This is a genomic window from Allobosea sp. AAP35, from assembly GCF_001295925.1.
Taxonomy (GTDB): domain Bacteria; phylum Pseudomonadota; class Alphaproteobacteria; order Rhizobiales; family Beijerinckiaceae; genus Allobosea.
Window position 1 is genome coordinate 1 of record NZ_LJHQ01000015.1, and the last position, 14,316, is coordinate 14,316.

Sequence of the window (14,316 nt, forward strand, 5' to 3'; positions counted from 1 at the left end):
CTGAAAGGCCTCACGCCTTATGAGTTCATCTGCAAGCGCTGGGCTGCTGAATCTCATCGCTTCAGGCTAAGCCCGCTCCACCAGATGCCGGGACTAAACATCTAAACATCTAGCTTGACGCGCGACACCGTGCGGTTGAATAGAACCGCCTCGCCTCGAGCCGTCCCGCAGACTTGGGAGCTTCGCTTGGCGAGATCAATCGCCAGAACATGGACGTCGGACATGAGCTCCTCCTCAATCGCGCCACCATGGCGATGAGCGGCAATCTTACGACGCCGCGCGGAGGGGGCATCCACCCCATCAGTTCAGGTCACCCACAGCCTGCTTCAAAACGAACGCGATCTGCGCCTCGGTGAACTTCGATGCCTTCATGGAACTCTCCTCGACTCGATCGCGGGATCATAAACGGATAATTCCAGTTCAGACTGGCCGCGTTTAGGGGAGCACGTCACCTTCTGCGCGTCCGAGAACTTCGAATCTTTCATCGCTTTCCGCTCCTCCCAGCAATGGGAAACGATGCGGAAAACTCTAACCCAAAGCGATCCAGTTTTAAGGGCTGAGATCAACCCGAGTTGTTGAACCTACCCATGGAGTTCGCGTGAGATTCGAATGAGATACTGGCCATAGTCGCTCTTGGCGAGCTTCTCTCCGAGCAGCGTCAGTTGCGCTGCTGAGATCCATCCCTGCCTCGCGGCGATCTCTTCCGGGCAGGCGATGCGCAGGTCTTGACGGCTTTCTAGTGTGCGGACAAACTCGGCAGCTTCCAGCAGGCTGTCGGGAGTGCCGGTATCGAGCCAGGCGAAACCGCGGCCCATCGATTCCACCGAAAGTGCGCCGCGCTCCAGATAGATGCGGTTCACATCGGTTATCTCGAGTTCGCCACGCGCCGAAGGCTTCAGGGTGCGCGCGATCTCCACGACTTCGGCATCATAAAAGTAAAGGCCTGTGACGGCCCAGTTTGACTTGGGCACCAAGGGCTTTTCCTCAATTGAGATCGCCTTGTCGGATTGGTCGAACGCTACGACGCCGTAACGCTCGGGATCGCGGACACGATAGGCGAAGACAGTGGCGCCGATGGTACGCGTCTGTGCCCGCGCCATCATCTCGGGGAGAGAGTGGCCATAAAACAGATTGTCGCCGAGGATCAAGGCGGATGGCTCGTCGGCGATGAAATCTGCGCCAATTAGATAAGCCTGCGCCAGACCACCGGGATCCGGCTGCTCAGCATAGGAAAAGTTCATTCCCCAATTGGCACCGTCCCCAAGCAATCGTCTGAAATTCGGCAGATCGTGCGGCGTCGAGATAACTAAGACGTCACGGATGCCAGCGAGCATCAGCGTCGACAGTGGATAATAGATCATCGGCTTGTCATATACGGGCAGGAGCTGCTTTGACATTGCGAGCGTCATCGGATGTAGCCGCGTGCCGGAGCCGCCGGCAAGGATTATACCCTTCATCGTTACCTCTGATCCCCTAAAAGTCGCGTGATGCAAGGGCCGAGCGAGCTCCGCCACTCCGGCAGATGCACGCCATGTGCTTGCGCGAGCTTGCTGCAGTCGAGCCTAGAATTCGCAGGTCGGCGCGCCGGTGTCGGATAGTCGGAGGTCGCGATACGCTTGACCGCGACCGGCTTACCGCCGTGCCGTTGCCGCTCGGCAAAGATCGCCTCCGCAACATCGGCCCAGACGGCCTCACCAGCCGCGCTCATATGGAACACGCGGCGCAGCGAGGGATCGTCCGCCCGTTCGGTCAGGTTCCGCGCAACAGTGAAGATTGCGTCGGCGATGTCCATTGCGCTGGTCGGGCATCCAATCTGATCGGCAACGACACCGACTTCGTCGCGCGTCTCGGCCAGACGCAGCATTGTCTTGACGAAATTCTTGCCGAAGGGGCTGTAGATCCAGGCCGTCCGCAGGATGACGTGGTTTGCGGTGAAAGCCGCAACCGCCTGTTCACCGGCCAACTTGCTCACGCCATAGGCAGAAATTGGTCCGGTAGTGTCGTCCTCGCGATAGGGTCGGTCTAGCGTTCCGTCGAAGACGTAATCGGTCGAAAGTTGGATTACAGGAATGCCGAGGGCAGCGGCGGCGCGTGCCACCTCGCCGGCCGCCTCGCTATTGACGCGCATTGCAAGATCGGGTTCGCTTTCGGCCTGATCCACCGCCGTATATGCGGCCGCATTGACGATCACGTTTGGCTTAGCGGCGCGCAGCGCAGGCGCAACCGTTTTCGGGTTGGCGAGATCGAGGTCCGGGCGGCGGATCGCAATAACTTCAAAACCAACTGGCACGCGCTCCAGCATGGCGCAGGCGACTTGCCCGGTAGAACCGGTGACGGCTATACGGAAGGTCATCAGTCGAAATAACGTTGCATTTCAGCAAAGCGCGGATGCTTGCGGTCCTTATCGGACAGTATGAGATCCGAGACCGGCAGGCTCCAATCGATGCCTAAATCCGGATCGTCAAAGGCTATACCGCGGTCGTGCTGCGGCGCGTAAGGCGCCGTGACCTTGTAGAGAACCTCGGTGTCCGGCTCCAGTGTGACGAAGCCGTGGGCGAAGCCGACAGGTACCAGGAGCTGCTTCCAATTGACGGCCGAGAGCTCAACCGCAACATACTTGCCAAAGCTCGGGGACGTGGCGCGGATATCCAGGGCGACATCGAGGATGCGGCCGCGCGTGACTCGCACCAGCTTGTCCTGTGCCAAGGGCTGAGACTGGAAATGCAGGCCGCGCAACGTTCCGACCTGCCTCGATAGCGAGTGGTTGTCCTGGACGAAATCGAGTTCGAGCCCGACATCGGTAAAGGCGTTCCGGTTCCAGGTCTCCGAAAAGAAGCCGCGATGATCCCCAAACTTCTTCGGCGTGAAAATCTTGACAGCGGGGATCGCCGTGCTCTCAACGATAAGCATACTCTTACCTCCGCTCAGGCTTCGCCGAGGCGTTCGCCACGATAGACGCTGGAGCGGATGTCGCCCCACCATTTCGGATTGGAAAGGTACCATATGACGGTACGGCGAAGCCCAGTTGCGAAGGTATCCTTTGGCCTCCAGCCTAGCTCTCGACCAATCTTGCCGGCATCAATCGCATAGCGCGCGTCATGGCCGGGTCGATCGGTCACATAGGTGATCAGGCGCTCCCGCGGTCCCTTCGGATCGGGCCTAAGCTCGTCGAGAATGGCGCAGATCGCCTGGACCACCTCGACATTGGTCTTCTCGTTGTGCCCGCCGATGTTATAGCTCTCCCCGAGCTTGCCGACGGTGGCTACGGTCAGCAGCGCGTCGGCATGATCGTCGACATAGAGCCAATCACGAACATTGAGTCCGTTGCCGTAGATTGGCAGCGGCTTGCCCTCAATTGCATTAATGATCATCAACGGGATCAGCTTCTCTGGGAAATGGTAGGGCCCATAATTGTTCGAGCAATTGGTCATGACCACCGGCAGTCGGTAGGTGTGGTGCCACGCGCGGACGAGATGATCAGAGGCTGCCTTGGAGGCCGAGTAGGGTGATTTTGGCTGATAGGCCGTATCCTCGCGGAAGAAGCCATCGGCTCCCAGCGAACCGAAGACCTCGTCCGTTGAGATGTGATGAAAGCGGAAGCGCGCCTGACGCTCGTCTGGCAGCGTGCGGAAATGGCGAAGTGTTTCCTGCAGCAGCGCGAAAGTGCCGACGACGTTGGTCTCGATGAAGGCTGACGGTCCGTCAATTGAGCGGTCGACATGGCTTTCGGCGGCGAGGTGCATGACGATATCTGGTTGAAAATCAGCGAAGATCGCCTTCATCCGCTCACCGTCGCCGATATCGGCCCTTTCGAAACGGTAGCGGTCGCTACCGGCGACCGATCCAAGTGAGGCAAGGTTTCCAGCATAGGTCAATTTGTCGACGACGCAAACATCGTGCTCGGTCTCACCGATCAGCTTGCGCACCACGGCCGACCCAATGAAGCCGGCGCCGCCCGTCACGAGAAATCTTAAAGGCATTCACTGCAATCCTGAAACGAAAAAAGGAAGAGACCAATGAAGGCCGAGATGCTGGTTGGATACTTTGAATATCGGCGAAATTTTAGTGCCCGCCGTCGACGAAGCGCTGGAATTCGGCAACAGCCTTTCCTAGAAACTCCTTGATTTGCGATGTTGCTGTTGTTTTAACGCCCTCTACGATCCAAACGCTGGGAAAGCCGTTTGTGACCGTATATCCGCCGTGCTCCTCAATGCCAGCAAGGAAGCTGTCGGAACTCTCGCCATACGAGTGAAATGAAACCTCACTGAACCCGGCGGCCTTGAGCGCATCTTCCAGCATTGGCTTCGACCATAGAAACTGATGTCCCCATCCATGAAACGCTCGATTGATTTTGAACGTATCGGAAATCGTTCTTTCCCGATTATCGGCTGTTGCATCGAAATGAGTAGCTAGCACCCACTCAAGGGAGGGCGTTGAGAGACGGATGCGCCCTCCGAGGTTCATGACAGAGTGAGCATTCGATAGGAAAATTGCAGCATGATCGAGACGGAGATGCTCCAGAAAATGCTCTCCATAGACGTATTGAACGTCAGAGTATCCCGTCCAGGGTTCGACTACATCACGGGCCTCATCTATCCCCTTGAACGATCGGAGATCGATATTCCACCAGTTAGGCTTGAGTGCTTTCGGGCCGCACCCGACATGTATACGTTTCCGAAGAACGGTATCTGGCGGCCTAGGTTCAACGCCTTCAAGGCCGAATTTGGCTTGACTCATTTCTATGATCCTAATTCAAATGAGAAGGATGGAGCATAAAGATTAATCCAGGTCTAGCCGTTTCGATTTTGACCGACCCATTAAATCTTTGATAACCGCCAACAATTGACCCGCCCGTTGATCGAAGGAATGCTTCCGAGCAATCATATTGGCTACTTTCAGTCGCGATTTTTGGTTGTGATTGCGAGCGAGCAGGATAGACTGAACGCGTTCTCGCAGGTCGGCTGGATCCGAGTAGGTCTGAACGGCGCTCCCGAACACTTGAGCCATTCCGCAGTTTTGGTCAGAAATACAGCTGCCGCCAGCCGCCAAGACGTCAAAAATACGATTTGACACGAGTCCAGCTTCTGACATCGACGGCCAGTGATCATTAAGAACAACGCCGGCCGAGGCGTACCAGCGAGGCAATTCTTCGTTGGGGATGTGTGTCCCCCTGACGAAATTACTTGGTATCAGGCCCGACCAACCTTCGCCATAGACATTGATATCCAGCCCCGCCGCAATGGCATCCGACACTATCGGGCGCATGACGCCGCGAGAATTACCTACGAACAGTACATCCGGCGCGTCAGCCAGCCGCTCGACATCCGGCCTGAAGCGATGAGTATCGGTGCACTGAAGCGCAAGAGAAGCCTCTATACCACGGGCGCAGAAGTCGCGAGTAAGAAGTTCAGATGCAGCAAAGACATGATCGAATTTCCGACATTCGTCAACGCTTACTTTATCGGGATGACTGATCAGCCAAAGCAAATTGTACTGGTGTGCGTGCATTGTCGCACGGTTAAGCCCACGTAACACAAGAGACACATCTGCTGTTGCTGCAACTTTGCTGTCCCATTCATCAAGGAAGAAAATGCCAGAGCGTACGCCGAGATGGGCAAGGCTGCGGCGCAGCGCTTCTGCGAAATGATAATCGCCCCACTCGTCCTTCGTCTGCCGCTTTGGCGCAGCGATCTTGATGGCAATCGAAGGCTCTCGCTTTCCAGCTTCGCGAAGATAATGTATCACATCTCTCGCACGGTGATCATAAGTATGCTCCCCTCTGGCTATCGCTTGAAGTTTGGCAACCTTGGCCAGGCGAGCCTCCTCGTCACCAAGATAACTTGACAGAAGCGCGTGTAGCTCCTGAGCGGAGGAGTAGGTTGGCAAGGCGCCGCTAAACGCCTCTTGAGCGCCGATCAGGCCGTTGGTAATCGGCAGCGCGCCAGCCGCGATCGCATCGAAGACACGGCTGTTGACTGAACCGCTTGCTATTGTGACATGGTTCGCATCGTCGATCACTATGCGGGTGCTCGCATAAACGCGCGGCATCTCCGTATAGCGGAGCGAGCCAAACGCGTAGGGGGCGAACGCCGGATCCTGGCTCCAACCGGCGCCGAACACTCGAAAGGTACCGGCGACAGCCTCTGGTAGCAGGTTCACAGTGATTTCGCGATGCACCCCCCAGCGCGAACCCGTGAAGCAGTAGTCGCTGGCGTAGTCAGGATCAGCCTCCGCCTGCGCAAAACGATCCCAATTCGTGGCAATCCGAAGTAATCGAGCCTTAACCCCAGTCATTTGTTCAAAGCGAGCGCGCTCAAGCTCGGACGAATACCAAATGTCATGCGCATATTGCCAGTTGTTGCTTTCCACAAAACGCTCAAAATTGTTTCGAACCCAGAACACTACATGGCAAGCTGATGATAGATTTTCGTATTTGCGAACATCGAAGTCGTCACGCATGCTTATTACGATGTCTGCGCCATCTACGTCGATAATGCCTTTGGCGTCGGGTGCGACAAACCGGATTTCACAGCCTGTGAGCTCCTTTGCCAACGAAGCGGCAAGCTCCTGAGCCGTAAACACGTCTCCAGCCAACGTGTCCTCGGCGAGCGAGGTGACGAGAAACGCGAACTGGACGGGGTAAGCGGTCAGATGGGACCGCGTAAGTAGATTCTCACGAAGTCGCCGGTGGACGCCCCGCGCATGCGCATTCTGTACTATCTCGCGGTTCCGCGCCTGAGTTCGAGCGAAACTCGAGTCCTTCTGGCCAGCCTGTGCGCGAGAAAACCCACGCAGGTGAGCAAGGGCGACCCGATTGTCACATAGAATCATACCGCCAGCGTCGCCAATGCGCAAACAAAGATCGACGTCTTCGTGTCCGTAGAAGTAGCGTTCATCGAAGCCGCCGATGGCTATAAAATCCACGCGGCGCATCAGCAACGCTGCTCCCGTGACGGCAGGCGTTCGGATCACTTCCCTCGAAACTGTGTTCGCAAACGGCGAGCCCCTTAGTTCATACATCCTGGGCTGGCCGGACGTGTCGCGCAGGAACACACCGAGGTGTTGGTCAGCGCTCTTCTCGATAAGGCTGTCGAGATAGTCGCTCCATCGGTCGATCAGGCGAACTCCAACCGCCTTAACATGCTTCTGCGAAAAATGGGAAACAAGAACAGGTATTATATCTTCGACAAAAACAGTGTCATTGTTAATAAAGAAAACTATATCAGCGTTGGATTGAGACACTCCAAAATTGTTCGAAGCCGAAAAGCTCCCGTTGTAGCCCCTCTCAATGAATTTTATATTTAAACTGCCACCAAAAACTCTGCAGACGTCAGCGGAATTATCTGTTGAAACATGATCTACTACTATGATTTCGAAATATTTGTAAGTATTAATTGATAGTATACTTTCGAATAGCGCACGCAATAGGGCGGCGCCGTTCCGATTCAGGATAATCGCAGCAACGCTGGGCTGATAGTGCGAATCGTGCGATGGCGGCGCTTCGACGAGGTCGGATAGCAGCGCGTCAGCTTCCGATCGGTGCTGAAGCATACCCGCAGCGGGCGGCGGAACCGCACGGGCGGGCGATTGAGCAACAGGCTCGGGCGACCGTACTCGCGCCTGCAGCAGGAGGCCCTCGGGAAGACCAGGCGCCACTTCGATCTCAAACGCGTGCGTGCCGGCGGTTCCAAATGCCGCCGCGAGATCCGGCCGAAAGCGCGATGCAACGCCGCTTCCCAGGATGTCCTCGCCGTGTAGAATATCGACGACAAGTTTCGCCGCCGGCGTGGATGGGTTTTGAGCCCATCCCGCCACAAGGCCACGGCGCACCGAGTCGAGACGTAATTTCGGGCCGTCATCGGACGCTTTAAAGTCCTCTTCTGTAACCAGATGCTCTTCGGCGGCGCCATTCGTCGTGGATGACGACCGAGCCAGCGGGATTGTGCTCCACATCGGACAAAACGTTAGCACATCGACAACATCGGCCGTGCATTTAACCTCACCGTGGTATTCAAACTCGACGGAGCCTTTTTTATTCGTCCGAGCAACTGTTGTTATCGGAGAAATCGCGAATTCGAATCCATCACTCAGCGCACGGATAAACGGCTTTGTCGTAAGCCCCTCCGAGTCTGTAAAAGTAGCCTTGAACAAGCAACCAGTCGATGTGCGTTCGATTGCCTGGACAAGTCCATTGAACCGCGCGGAGTATGCTAACTCAAGCACGCCGCCGGGGGGGTCGAGACCAACGGTGGCCGCCTCTACGATCACGCGCCGAAAATCAGTAGGCTTCGAGGGGTCGGGAAAAGATAATGGGATGTCAAACAGCGTGGCGCCGTCTTCCCGGATCCCATTAGGGGTGACGATTCCCGACCAGACTGCTTCGCCATCAACGAGAAGCCGTACTTTGTGATGCAGGCCACCAGTCGGGTCTAATGCGATTAGCCTAACTCCGCGACGGTGCCTGTGGAGACCGGGCAAGAGGGGCGCGCGCGCGGCCGCAGTGGGTCGTCGCGCAGAGACCATTTCAGGCGCCGAAACGGGAGTATTTGCAAAGGGCTGCGGCTTGGATGTCGCATCAGGAGACTGGTTTGAATGCAAGGCGAGAAGGAGATCAATCTCACTAGCGATGGCAGCGTTGCCCGTCATATCGTGCAGGCGTCGAAACTGCTCGATTGCTCTTTCTTCGCCGAGACGCTTCAACAGATGGGCCAAATGAAGGATCGGGTCCGGATCATTCGGCGCCAAGCTAATGGCCCGGTCATAGGCTTCGACTGCCTGCTTATGCGCGCCCTTCTCTTTCAGCGCGTGCGCATATTGAACCCAAACCCACGCCTCACTTTCGCTCAGGGCGACCGCCTCTGCGTAAAGAGCAGCAGCTTCACTCCATTGCCCCTGATCGCGAGCGCTGTCCGCTCTTCTGATGAGCGCATTAAACTGCGACTTACCGAGAGTACGAATAAAAGGATTTTTGAAAAACTTCATTCGTTCAGACCTCGGATATGCTTAAGTTGAGGAGCGCGCCGTTGTAATACTTGCTCGCGGCCCGCATGTACGAGGCCGGCAGCATAACACCTCAAGACTGACTTGAGTCTACAAGTGCATTCAAACCGTAGCCAGCGCCACAGCGTAGTGCGTCTCTCCTTGCTCGGCGAGCGCTTTATCGAGCAAAAGCGCAGTGTGAAGCAAAGATGCCTCCTTATCCTCATCTATATTTGCAAGGACGTCGTTGAGTCCGAGATGATAGATCACTCCACCTGTCATGCAGGTTTCGGCCTCCGGAAAAACGCGTTGGAGCGCGGCAAGGATGCGGTCGCTGTCCGCGGCTTCCGACGGGTCGATCGCCATGAGCTTCTCGACCGACGGGCGCCTAACTTCTCTGGAGAGAGCCCTTTGCGGATCGGTAGGATGACGGAGGTACTCTGGAGGCAGTGCGTTGCGGAAATCAGTCGCATACCTCAGGCTTCGCTCCGACCATTGGAATCGAGACGGGCCCACAAAGTCATCCATAGCAAAGAGCCCGCCCTCCTGCAGTCGCCCCCGGCTCCAATCGAGAGCTAGGTTCACGTCAGGCATGTGGTGCAGCGAATTGTTCCAGTAGACGAGGTCGAAATCTACGTCCAAGCATTGCGCGAAGGCGTCCGCCTCGTGGAAGAGCATCCGATTAGCTAGCCCCTTCGCTTCTGCCTGTTGCCGGCCTTGCCGGATTCTCTCGGCACTTATTTCGTACAAGTGGAACTCGGCGACGATTCCCGCGGCAACGAGGCCAGCTTCTTTTACCCCGGTTCCGCAGCCGACCGAGACCGCTTTCCGAAACACCGAGCCTGGTCGCTTGCGTTGGATCAATTCATGGAAACCGGTATGCGCTCCGAGTGCGGGCGTACCCGTCAGCAATCGGTTGATGTGGCGCACCACGATCGGGCTCTGCCACCACCTCACACGAGGCGGAAGCGGGGTCAATGACCGCTCATTCCAGTACGCTGCTGCTGTTTGAATCGAGCTTGTCATCATCGATTCTCCTCCGGCACGAAAGCAGCGCTTGGACAGCGCCTTCGTTTCCACTGGGAGTGAGTCGATTGTCAAGAGGTGGCTGGCGGCGGCTGGACTCCGCAGGTGTCGAGGCTACAATATTTTTGCCTTTAGGGTTCGGACTCATAACCAGTAGCTGACGGTTGCTGCGATGCAGACGGCGGCGAGGAAGTCGACGGCGAGGCGGTCGTATCGCGTGGCGACGCGGCGGAAGTCCTCGAGGTGGCAGAACATCCGCTCGATGGCGTCGCGGTCGCGGTAGAGGACCGGCGAGAAGCAGTTTTTCCAGCGCCGGTTGGCCTTGGGCGGAATGGTCGGCATCGTGCCGTTCACCTCAACCTGGCGACTGACGTTGCCCCTCTGAGATAATCCAGCTTGAAATTCGCTCTGGCCCACCCCGAGGACCAGAGCATAAAGCGCTGTCGCTTTTCCGAAGAACAGATCATCAGCATCCTGAAGGAACACGAGGCCGGCGTCACGGTCTCGGATCTGTGCCGCAAGCACGGCGTCAGTGATGCGAGCATCTACAAGTGGAAGGCCAAGTTCGGCGGCATGGATGTCTCCGAGGCCAAGCGCCTGCGGGCGCTGGAGGACGAGAACGCCAAACTGAAGCGGATGCTGGCGGACGCCATGCTCGACAACGTCGCCCTGAAGGACCTGCTGGGAAAGAAGTGGTGACGCCCGCCGAGATGCGGAACGCCGTCGCTCATCTCGTGGCCAACCACGGGATGAGCGAACGACGGGCGTGTAAAGCCACCGGCTTCTGCCGCATGACGATCCGCTACGAGACCACGCGGCCGGATGATCGCGGCTTGCGCGAGCGGCTGACGGAGCTCGCCCGCGAACGCCGTCGCTTCGGATATCGCCGCCTGCATGTACTGCTCCGGCGCGAAGGCCTGGTTGTCAATCACAAGAAGCTGTTCCGGCTCTACCGCGAGGAGAGGCTCGGCGTGCGGCGGCGCGGCGGGCGAAAGCGTGCCCTCGGCACGCGCGCTCCGATGTTGGTTCCGCTGCGCCCGAACGAGCGCTGGAGCCTCGACTTCGTATCGGATCAACTGACCGATGGCCGCCGCTTCCGCATTCTGACGATCGTCGACGACTGCACCCGCGAGAACATCGCGCTGATCGCCGACACGTCGCTCTCGGGTCTGCGAGTGGCAAAAGAACTTGATCGGCTGGTCGCGATCCGCGGCATGCCGAGGATGATCGTCAGCGACAACGGAACTGAGCTCACGAGCAACGCGATCCTGCGCTGGCCGACCAATCTCGTGTCGAGTGGCACTACATCGCGCCGGGAAAGCCGATCCAGAATGCCTTCATCGAGTCGTTCAATGGCCGTCTGCGCGACGAACTCCTGAACGAGACGCTGTTCACCACGCTCGCCCAGGCCCGGGTGCTGCTCAGCCGTTGGCGTGCCGACTACAACGACGCCCGTCCCCATTCCGGGCTTGGCTGGCAGACCCCGGCCGAGTTCGCCCGCACCTTCCCGCGTCGTGAGACGGCGCTGCGCAACCCGACCAGCTCCGCGCCGTCTCCCGCCGCTCACCCCGCCCCGCAGGGCAATCTAAACCGTCAGAGCGAACTCAGGATTGGATAAAAGCTGGGGGCAACGTCACGACGAATGGCATTGCTGTCGTAACCCTTGTCGCCATGGAGGATGCGCGCTGGCGGCATCTGCGTCATCAGGGCCGATCCGGCCGTGCAATCAGCGACTTGTCCGCCGGTGAGCAGGAAGGCGATGGGTCGACAGTCGCGATCGGTCAACGCGTGGATTTTGGTCGTGCGCCCGCCGCGCGAGCGGCCGATGGCCTGGCAGCGCTACTCCCCCTTCTCCACCCGAGGCCGAGCGATGCGCCTTCACGGCGGAGGAATCGACGAGCACCTGGGCCGGAGGACCGCCGGCACTCGCCAGGGCATGGAAGAGATAGACCCAGACGCCCTTGGCCGCCCAGCGGACATAGCGGTTTTAGAGCGTCTTGCGCGGCCCGTAATCGGGCGGCGCATCGATCCACCGGCCGCCGGACTTCAAGACATGCACGATGCCGCTGATCACCCGGCGGTCGTCAACACGCGGCTTGCCACGCGTATCCGTTGGCAAATGCGGCTCGATCCGCGCAAACTGTGCGTCCGTCAGCCAGAAACGATCCCGTCCATCCATGCTTCCTCCCGGAAGCCGTGAATCACACCGAGCCGGCGGTGCCAATCATTTTATGGGTCCGGACCCAAAGATGCTGAACGGGACCGGCTTCCTTGATAACGTGATCGCGACGTTCCCCTATGCGATCCACACGGTCCTGACCGACAACGGGATGGCCTTCGCCGACCTGCCGAAGAACCGCAACAGGATCTCCCGACAGTGGGGACCACGTATGTTCGACCGCCTCTGCCTCGCTAACGGCATCGAGCACAAGCTGACCAGGCCCTACCACCCTTGGACGAATGGCCAGGCCGAGCGGATGAACCGCACGATCGAGGATGCAACGACCAAGGTCTTCCACTAACTCGATCTTGACAGCTCGAAGGCCCATGTCGTGGCCTTCGTCACCGCCTACAACTTCGCCAAGCATCTGAAGGCTGTGCGATGGCGAACGCCATACGAGTCCATTTGTCAGGCATGGACGAAAGACCCATCACCCTCCAACATCGACCCGCGTCACCTCACCCAGGACCAAACACCTAGCCTGCAGCGGGTTTTGTCGGCCGCAAGAACATGATATCCTGAAACCAATACTTCACTGGTCCATCAAAACCCACTTTGTCGAACTGACTGCGAAGCCATGTTTCATCATACGCAATTGCATGCAGTGGGTCTTTGGTCGAGTGGAAGCGGCAGTGCGGTGACATCGTATGAGGAAAGTTAAAACTGCGCAATGCGGGACTGCCGGTCAGGAAGAACGTAGCAGCAACCAACGTATTGTCCCCGCTCACACCCCTAATCGCATTCAAGTATGATACAATATCGTCTTGATACATATGCGTAAAAACACTGAGTATCAAGACAAGATCGGGCGTAAAATCGACAAAATCTAGATCAAAATCGCCTGCTTTCACAGAGCCACCAGTGTTGTATCGGCCGTTGTGAATATCGATGTGCTTGAATTCGAACGCTGGCATAGCCTTTGTGAAATTAGATTGGAGCCAAGCAATAGGCTTTTCGAGAACATCCACGCCCAGATACCTGCCGCGGAACCCCCGGCGGGCTAGCGCATGCGCCAATCGCCCGTAACCGCAACCGATGTCGAGCACCGAAGCAAGGGGTTGATTTAGCCGGTCCCAGATGTGATCGAGCATGATGTCGCCGTTCGAGATGAACGTCTCTGGCGTCTCGCCCATGAACATCATTGATTGGGGCGGGATAGGGAAATACATCGCTGCCATTCCTTTTTAGCAAGCTCTCGGCGACCGCTTTCGAGTAGTAACCCTCTGCGTCATCCCGCGCCCGCCCGCAAGCGCTGAATTTGCCTTCGCCGCCTTCGGGCGCTCTTTCATGTCCCGAGCATTACCGGTGACAAACGCTGAGCTATAGCGCGCTGATCGCGCTCGGCTTCGATCTGGGACGAGATGACGAGCGGATCGGCGACAGGACCATGGTTGCGGCTCGCCTTCCGGGGCGAATACGGCCTCGTCGTCGACGGCATCGCCCGCCGGCAGACCATCGCCACGGTGAAGCAGGCGCTCGCTGCCCGAAGCTCGTCCCGCCTGAACCGGACAGGAGTGCTATGGGCGCGCCGGCGCCGGCGTCACAGAGCCTCGGCGACGGCGCAGCCGATTGCGGAGATCATCTAGGCTTACTGTGTCACAAAATTGGGGATTTATGTAAGGATTGAGATCTACCCTCGTGGAGAGCGGGCATGGATCTAGGATCGGATGTTGCGGGAGTGAATTGCCGTTCGCGGCGTTTGTCGAGAGGCTGGCGGCGGTCTTGGGGCATACCGACCGGGTCGGCCCGATGAAGGCGTATTGCACGGGACTGATGCTTCCCGGGGATCGCAAGAGCGTCAAGCCGATGACCGCGCAGGTGGAGCCGGGACGCTGAACCGCCCCTAGATTCCTGGACGCCTTCTTCCCTAAATTTCAGGCAAGGAGGCCCCGATGGGCAAAGCGAACTTCACCGAGGACTTCAAGCGCGACGCGGTCCTTCAGGTCACTGAGCGAGGCTACCCGGTGGCCGAGGTCGCCGCTCGCCTGGGGATCAGCGAGTACTCGCTTTATGAGTGGAAGAAGCGATACGCAAAGCCGGCTGCGGCGACCCGCGATGACGATCAGGCCGCCGAGGTCCGCCGCCTGAAG

At 58.0% G+C, this 14,316-nt stretch carries 10 protein-coding genes and 6 pseudogenes; 6 read left to right on the forward strand and 10 right to left on the reverse strand.

The window, feature by feature from the left end:
- A pseudogene (locus IP69_RS21740) lies at positions 1 to 105 on the forward strand (IS481 family transposase); the annotation flags it as partial.
- A 476-nt stretch (positions 106 to 581) separates the two neighbouring features.
- On the opposite strand, the gene rfbA reads toward IP69_RS21740, so the two are convergent.
- From rfbA to IP69_RS06325, 8 genes and pseudogenes are all read right to left on the reverse strand, one after another.
- Positions 582 to 1,457: a glucose-1-phosphate thymidylyltransferase RfbA gene (rfbA, locus tag IP69_RS06280; RefSeq protein ID WP_054141970.1), complete on the reverse strand. Its 876-nt coding sequence runs from the start codon at positions 1,455 to 1,457 to the stop codon at positions 582 to 584.
- A gap of 2 nt (positions 1,458 to 1,459) precedes the next feature.
- Positions 1,460 to 2,353 carry a dTDP-4-dehydrorhamnose reductase gene (rfbD, locus tag IP69_RS06285; protein WP_054141971.1) on the reverse strand — a complete coding sequence of 298 codons (894 nt, stop codon included), beginning with the start codon at positions 2,351 to 2,353 and terminating at the stop codon, positions 1,460 to 1,462.
- Positions 2,353 to 2,910: a dTDP-4-dehydrorhamnose 3,5-epimerase gene (gene rfbC, locus IP69_RS06290; protein ID WP_054141972.1), complete on the reverse strand. Its 558-nt coding sequence runs from the start codon at positions 2,908 to 2,910 to the stop codon at positions 2,353 to 2,355. The genes rfbD and rfbC overlap by 1 nt, the downstream gene beginning before the upstream one ends.
- A gap of 14 nt (positions 2,911 to 2,924) precedes the next feature.
- The gene (gene rfbB / locus IP69_RS06295) at positions 2,925 to 3,980 is read right to left on the reverse strand and encodes a dTDP-glucose 4,6-dehydratase (RefSeq protein WP_054141973.1); all 1,056 of its coding nucleotides are present in this window, start codon (positions 3,978 to 3,980) and stop codon (positions 2,925 to 2,927) included.
- Between the two features lie 82 nt (positions 3,981 to 4,062).
- Entirely contained in the window at positions 4,063 to 4,737 is a 675-nt protein-coding gene (locus tag IP69_RS21320) for a hypothetical protein (RefSeq protein WP_156323321.1), read from the reverse strand.
- Positions 4,738 to 4,779: 42 nt separating this feature from the next.
- Positions 4,780 to 8,982, reverse strand: a complete 4,203-nt coding sequence (locus IP69_RS21325; protein WP_082359020.1) for a glycosyltransferase — start codon at positions 8,980 to 8,982, stop codon at positions 4,780 to 4,782.
- A 120-nt stretch (positions 8,983 to 9,102) separates the two neighbouring features.
- Positions 9,103 to 10,005, reverse strand: coding sequence for a class I SAM-dependent methyltransferase (locus tag IP69_RS06320; RefSeq protein WP_197279705.1), 903 nt, complete (start codon positions 10,003 to 10,005; stop codon positions 9,103 to 9,105).
- A 144-nt stretch (positions 10,006 to 10,149) separates the two neighbouring features.
- A pseudogene (locus IP69_RS06325) lies at positions 10,150 to 10,377 on the reverse strand (IS5/IS1182 family transposase); the annotation flags it as partial.
- Positions 10,378 to 10,437: 60 nt separating this feature from the next.
- Here IP69_RS06325 and IP69_RS06335 point away from each other — a divergent pair.
- Positions 10,438 to 11,623, forward strand: a pseudogene (locus IP69_RS06335) (IS3 family transposase).
- Between the two features lie 11 nt (positions 11,624 to 11,634).
- On the opposite strand, the pseudogene IP69_RS06345 reads toward IP69_RS06335, so the two are convergent.
- Positions 11,635 to 12,184 (reverse strand): annotated as a pseudogene (locus IP69_RS06345) (IS5 family transposase); the annotation flags it as partial.
- Positions 12,185 to 12,257: 73 nt separating this feature from the next.
- Here IP69_RS06345 and IP69_RS06350 point away from each other — a divergent pair.
- Positions 12,258 to 12,740 (forward strand): annotated as a pseudogene (locus tag IP69_RS06350) (integrase core domain-containing protein); the annotation flags it as partial.
- Here IP69_RS06350 and IP69_RS06355 read toward each other — a convergent pair.
- A complete protein-coding gene (locus IP69_RS06355) occupies positions 12,703 to 13,395 on the reverse strand; it encodes a class I SAM-dependent methyltransferase (RefSeq protein WP_197279706.1) in 693 nt (230 codons plus the stop codon). The pseudogene IP69_RS06350 and the gene IP69_RS06355 overlap by 38 nt on opposite strands.
- Positions 13,396 to 13,617: 222 nt before the next feature.
- Between IP69_RS06355 and IP69_RS06360 the strand changes: the two genes are divergently transcribed.
- From IP69_RS06360 to IP69_RS06365, 3 genes and pseudogenes are all read left to right on the forward strand, one after another.
- Positions 13,618 to 13,812, forward strand: coding sequence for a hypothetical protein (locus IP69_RS06360; RefSeq protein ID WP_054141981.1), 195 nt, complete (start codon positions 13,618 to 13,620; stop codon positions 13,810 to 13,812).
- A gap of 76 nt (positions 13,813 to 13,888) precedes the next feature.
- Positions 13,889 to 14,059, forward strand: a pseudogene (locus tag IP69_RS21330) (transposase); the annotation flags it as partial.
- A 59-nt stretch (positions 14,060 to 14,118) separates the two neighbouring features.
- Positions 14,119 to 14,316: transposase (locus IP69_RS06365; RefSeq protein ID WP_054141982.1), on the forward strand; the 198-nt coding region annotated here is incomplete at its 3' end.

Excerpts from the sequence above, each read along its gene's own strand:
- rfbB (WP_054141973.1), bottom strand. The coding sequence starts at position 3,980 with ATGCCTTTAAGATTTCTCGTGACGGGCGGCGCCGGCTTCATTGGGTCG.
- IP69_RS21320 (WP_156323321.1), bottom strand. The coding sequence starts at position 4,737 with ATGAGTCAAGCCAAATTCGGCCTTGAAGGCGTTGAACCTAGGCCGCCA.
- rfbA (WP_054141970.1), bottom strand. The coding sequence starts at position 1,457 with ATGAAGGGTATAATCCTTGCCGGCGGCTCCGGCACGCGGCTACATCCG.
- rfbD (WP_054141971.1), bottom strand. The coding sequence starts at position 2,353 with ATGACCTTCCGTATAGCCGTCACCGGTTCTACCGGGCAAGTCGCCTGC.
- IP69_RS21325 (WP_082359020.1), bottom strand. The coding sequence starts at position 8,982 with ATGAAGTTTTTCAAAAATCCTTTTATTCGTACTCTCGGTAAGTCGCAG.
- IP69_RS06355 (WP_197279706.1), bottom strand. The coding sequence starts at position 13,395 with ATGTATTTCCCTATCCCGCCCCAATCAATGATGTTCATGGGCGAGACG.
- IP69_RS06320 (WP_197279705.1), bottom strand. The coding sequence starts at position 10,005 with ATGACAAGCTCGATTCAAACAGCAGCAGCGTACTGGAATGAGCGGTCA.
- rfbC (WP_054141972.1), bottom strand. The coding sequence starts at position 2,910 with ATGCTTATCGTTGAGAGCACGGCGATCCCCGCTGTCAAGATTTTCACG.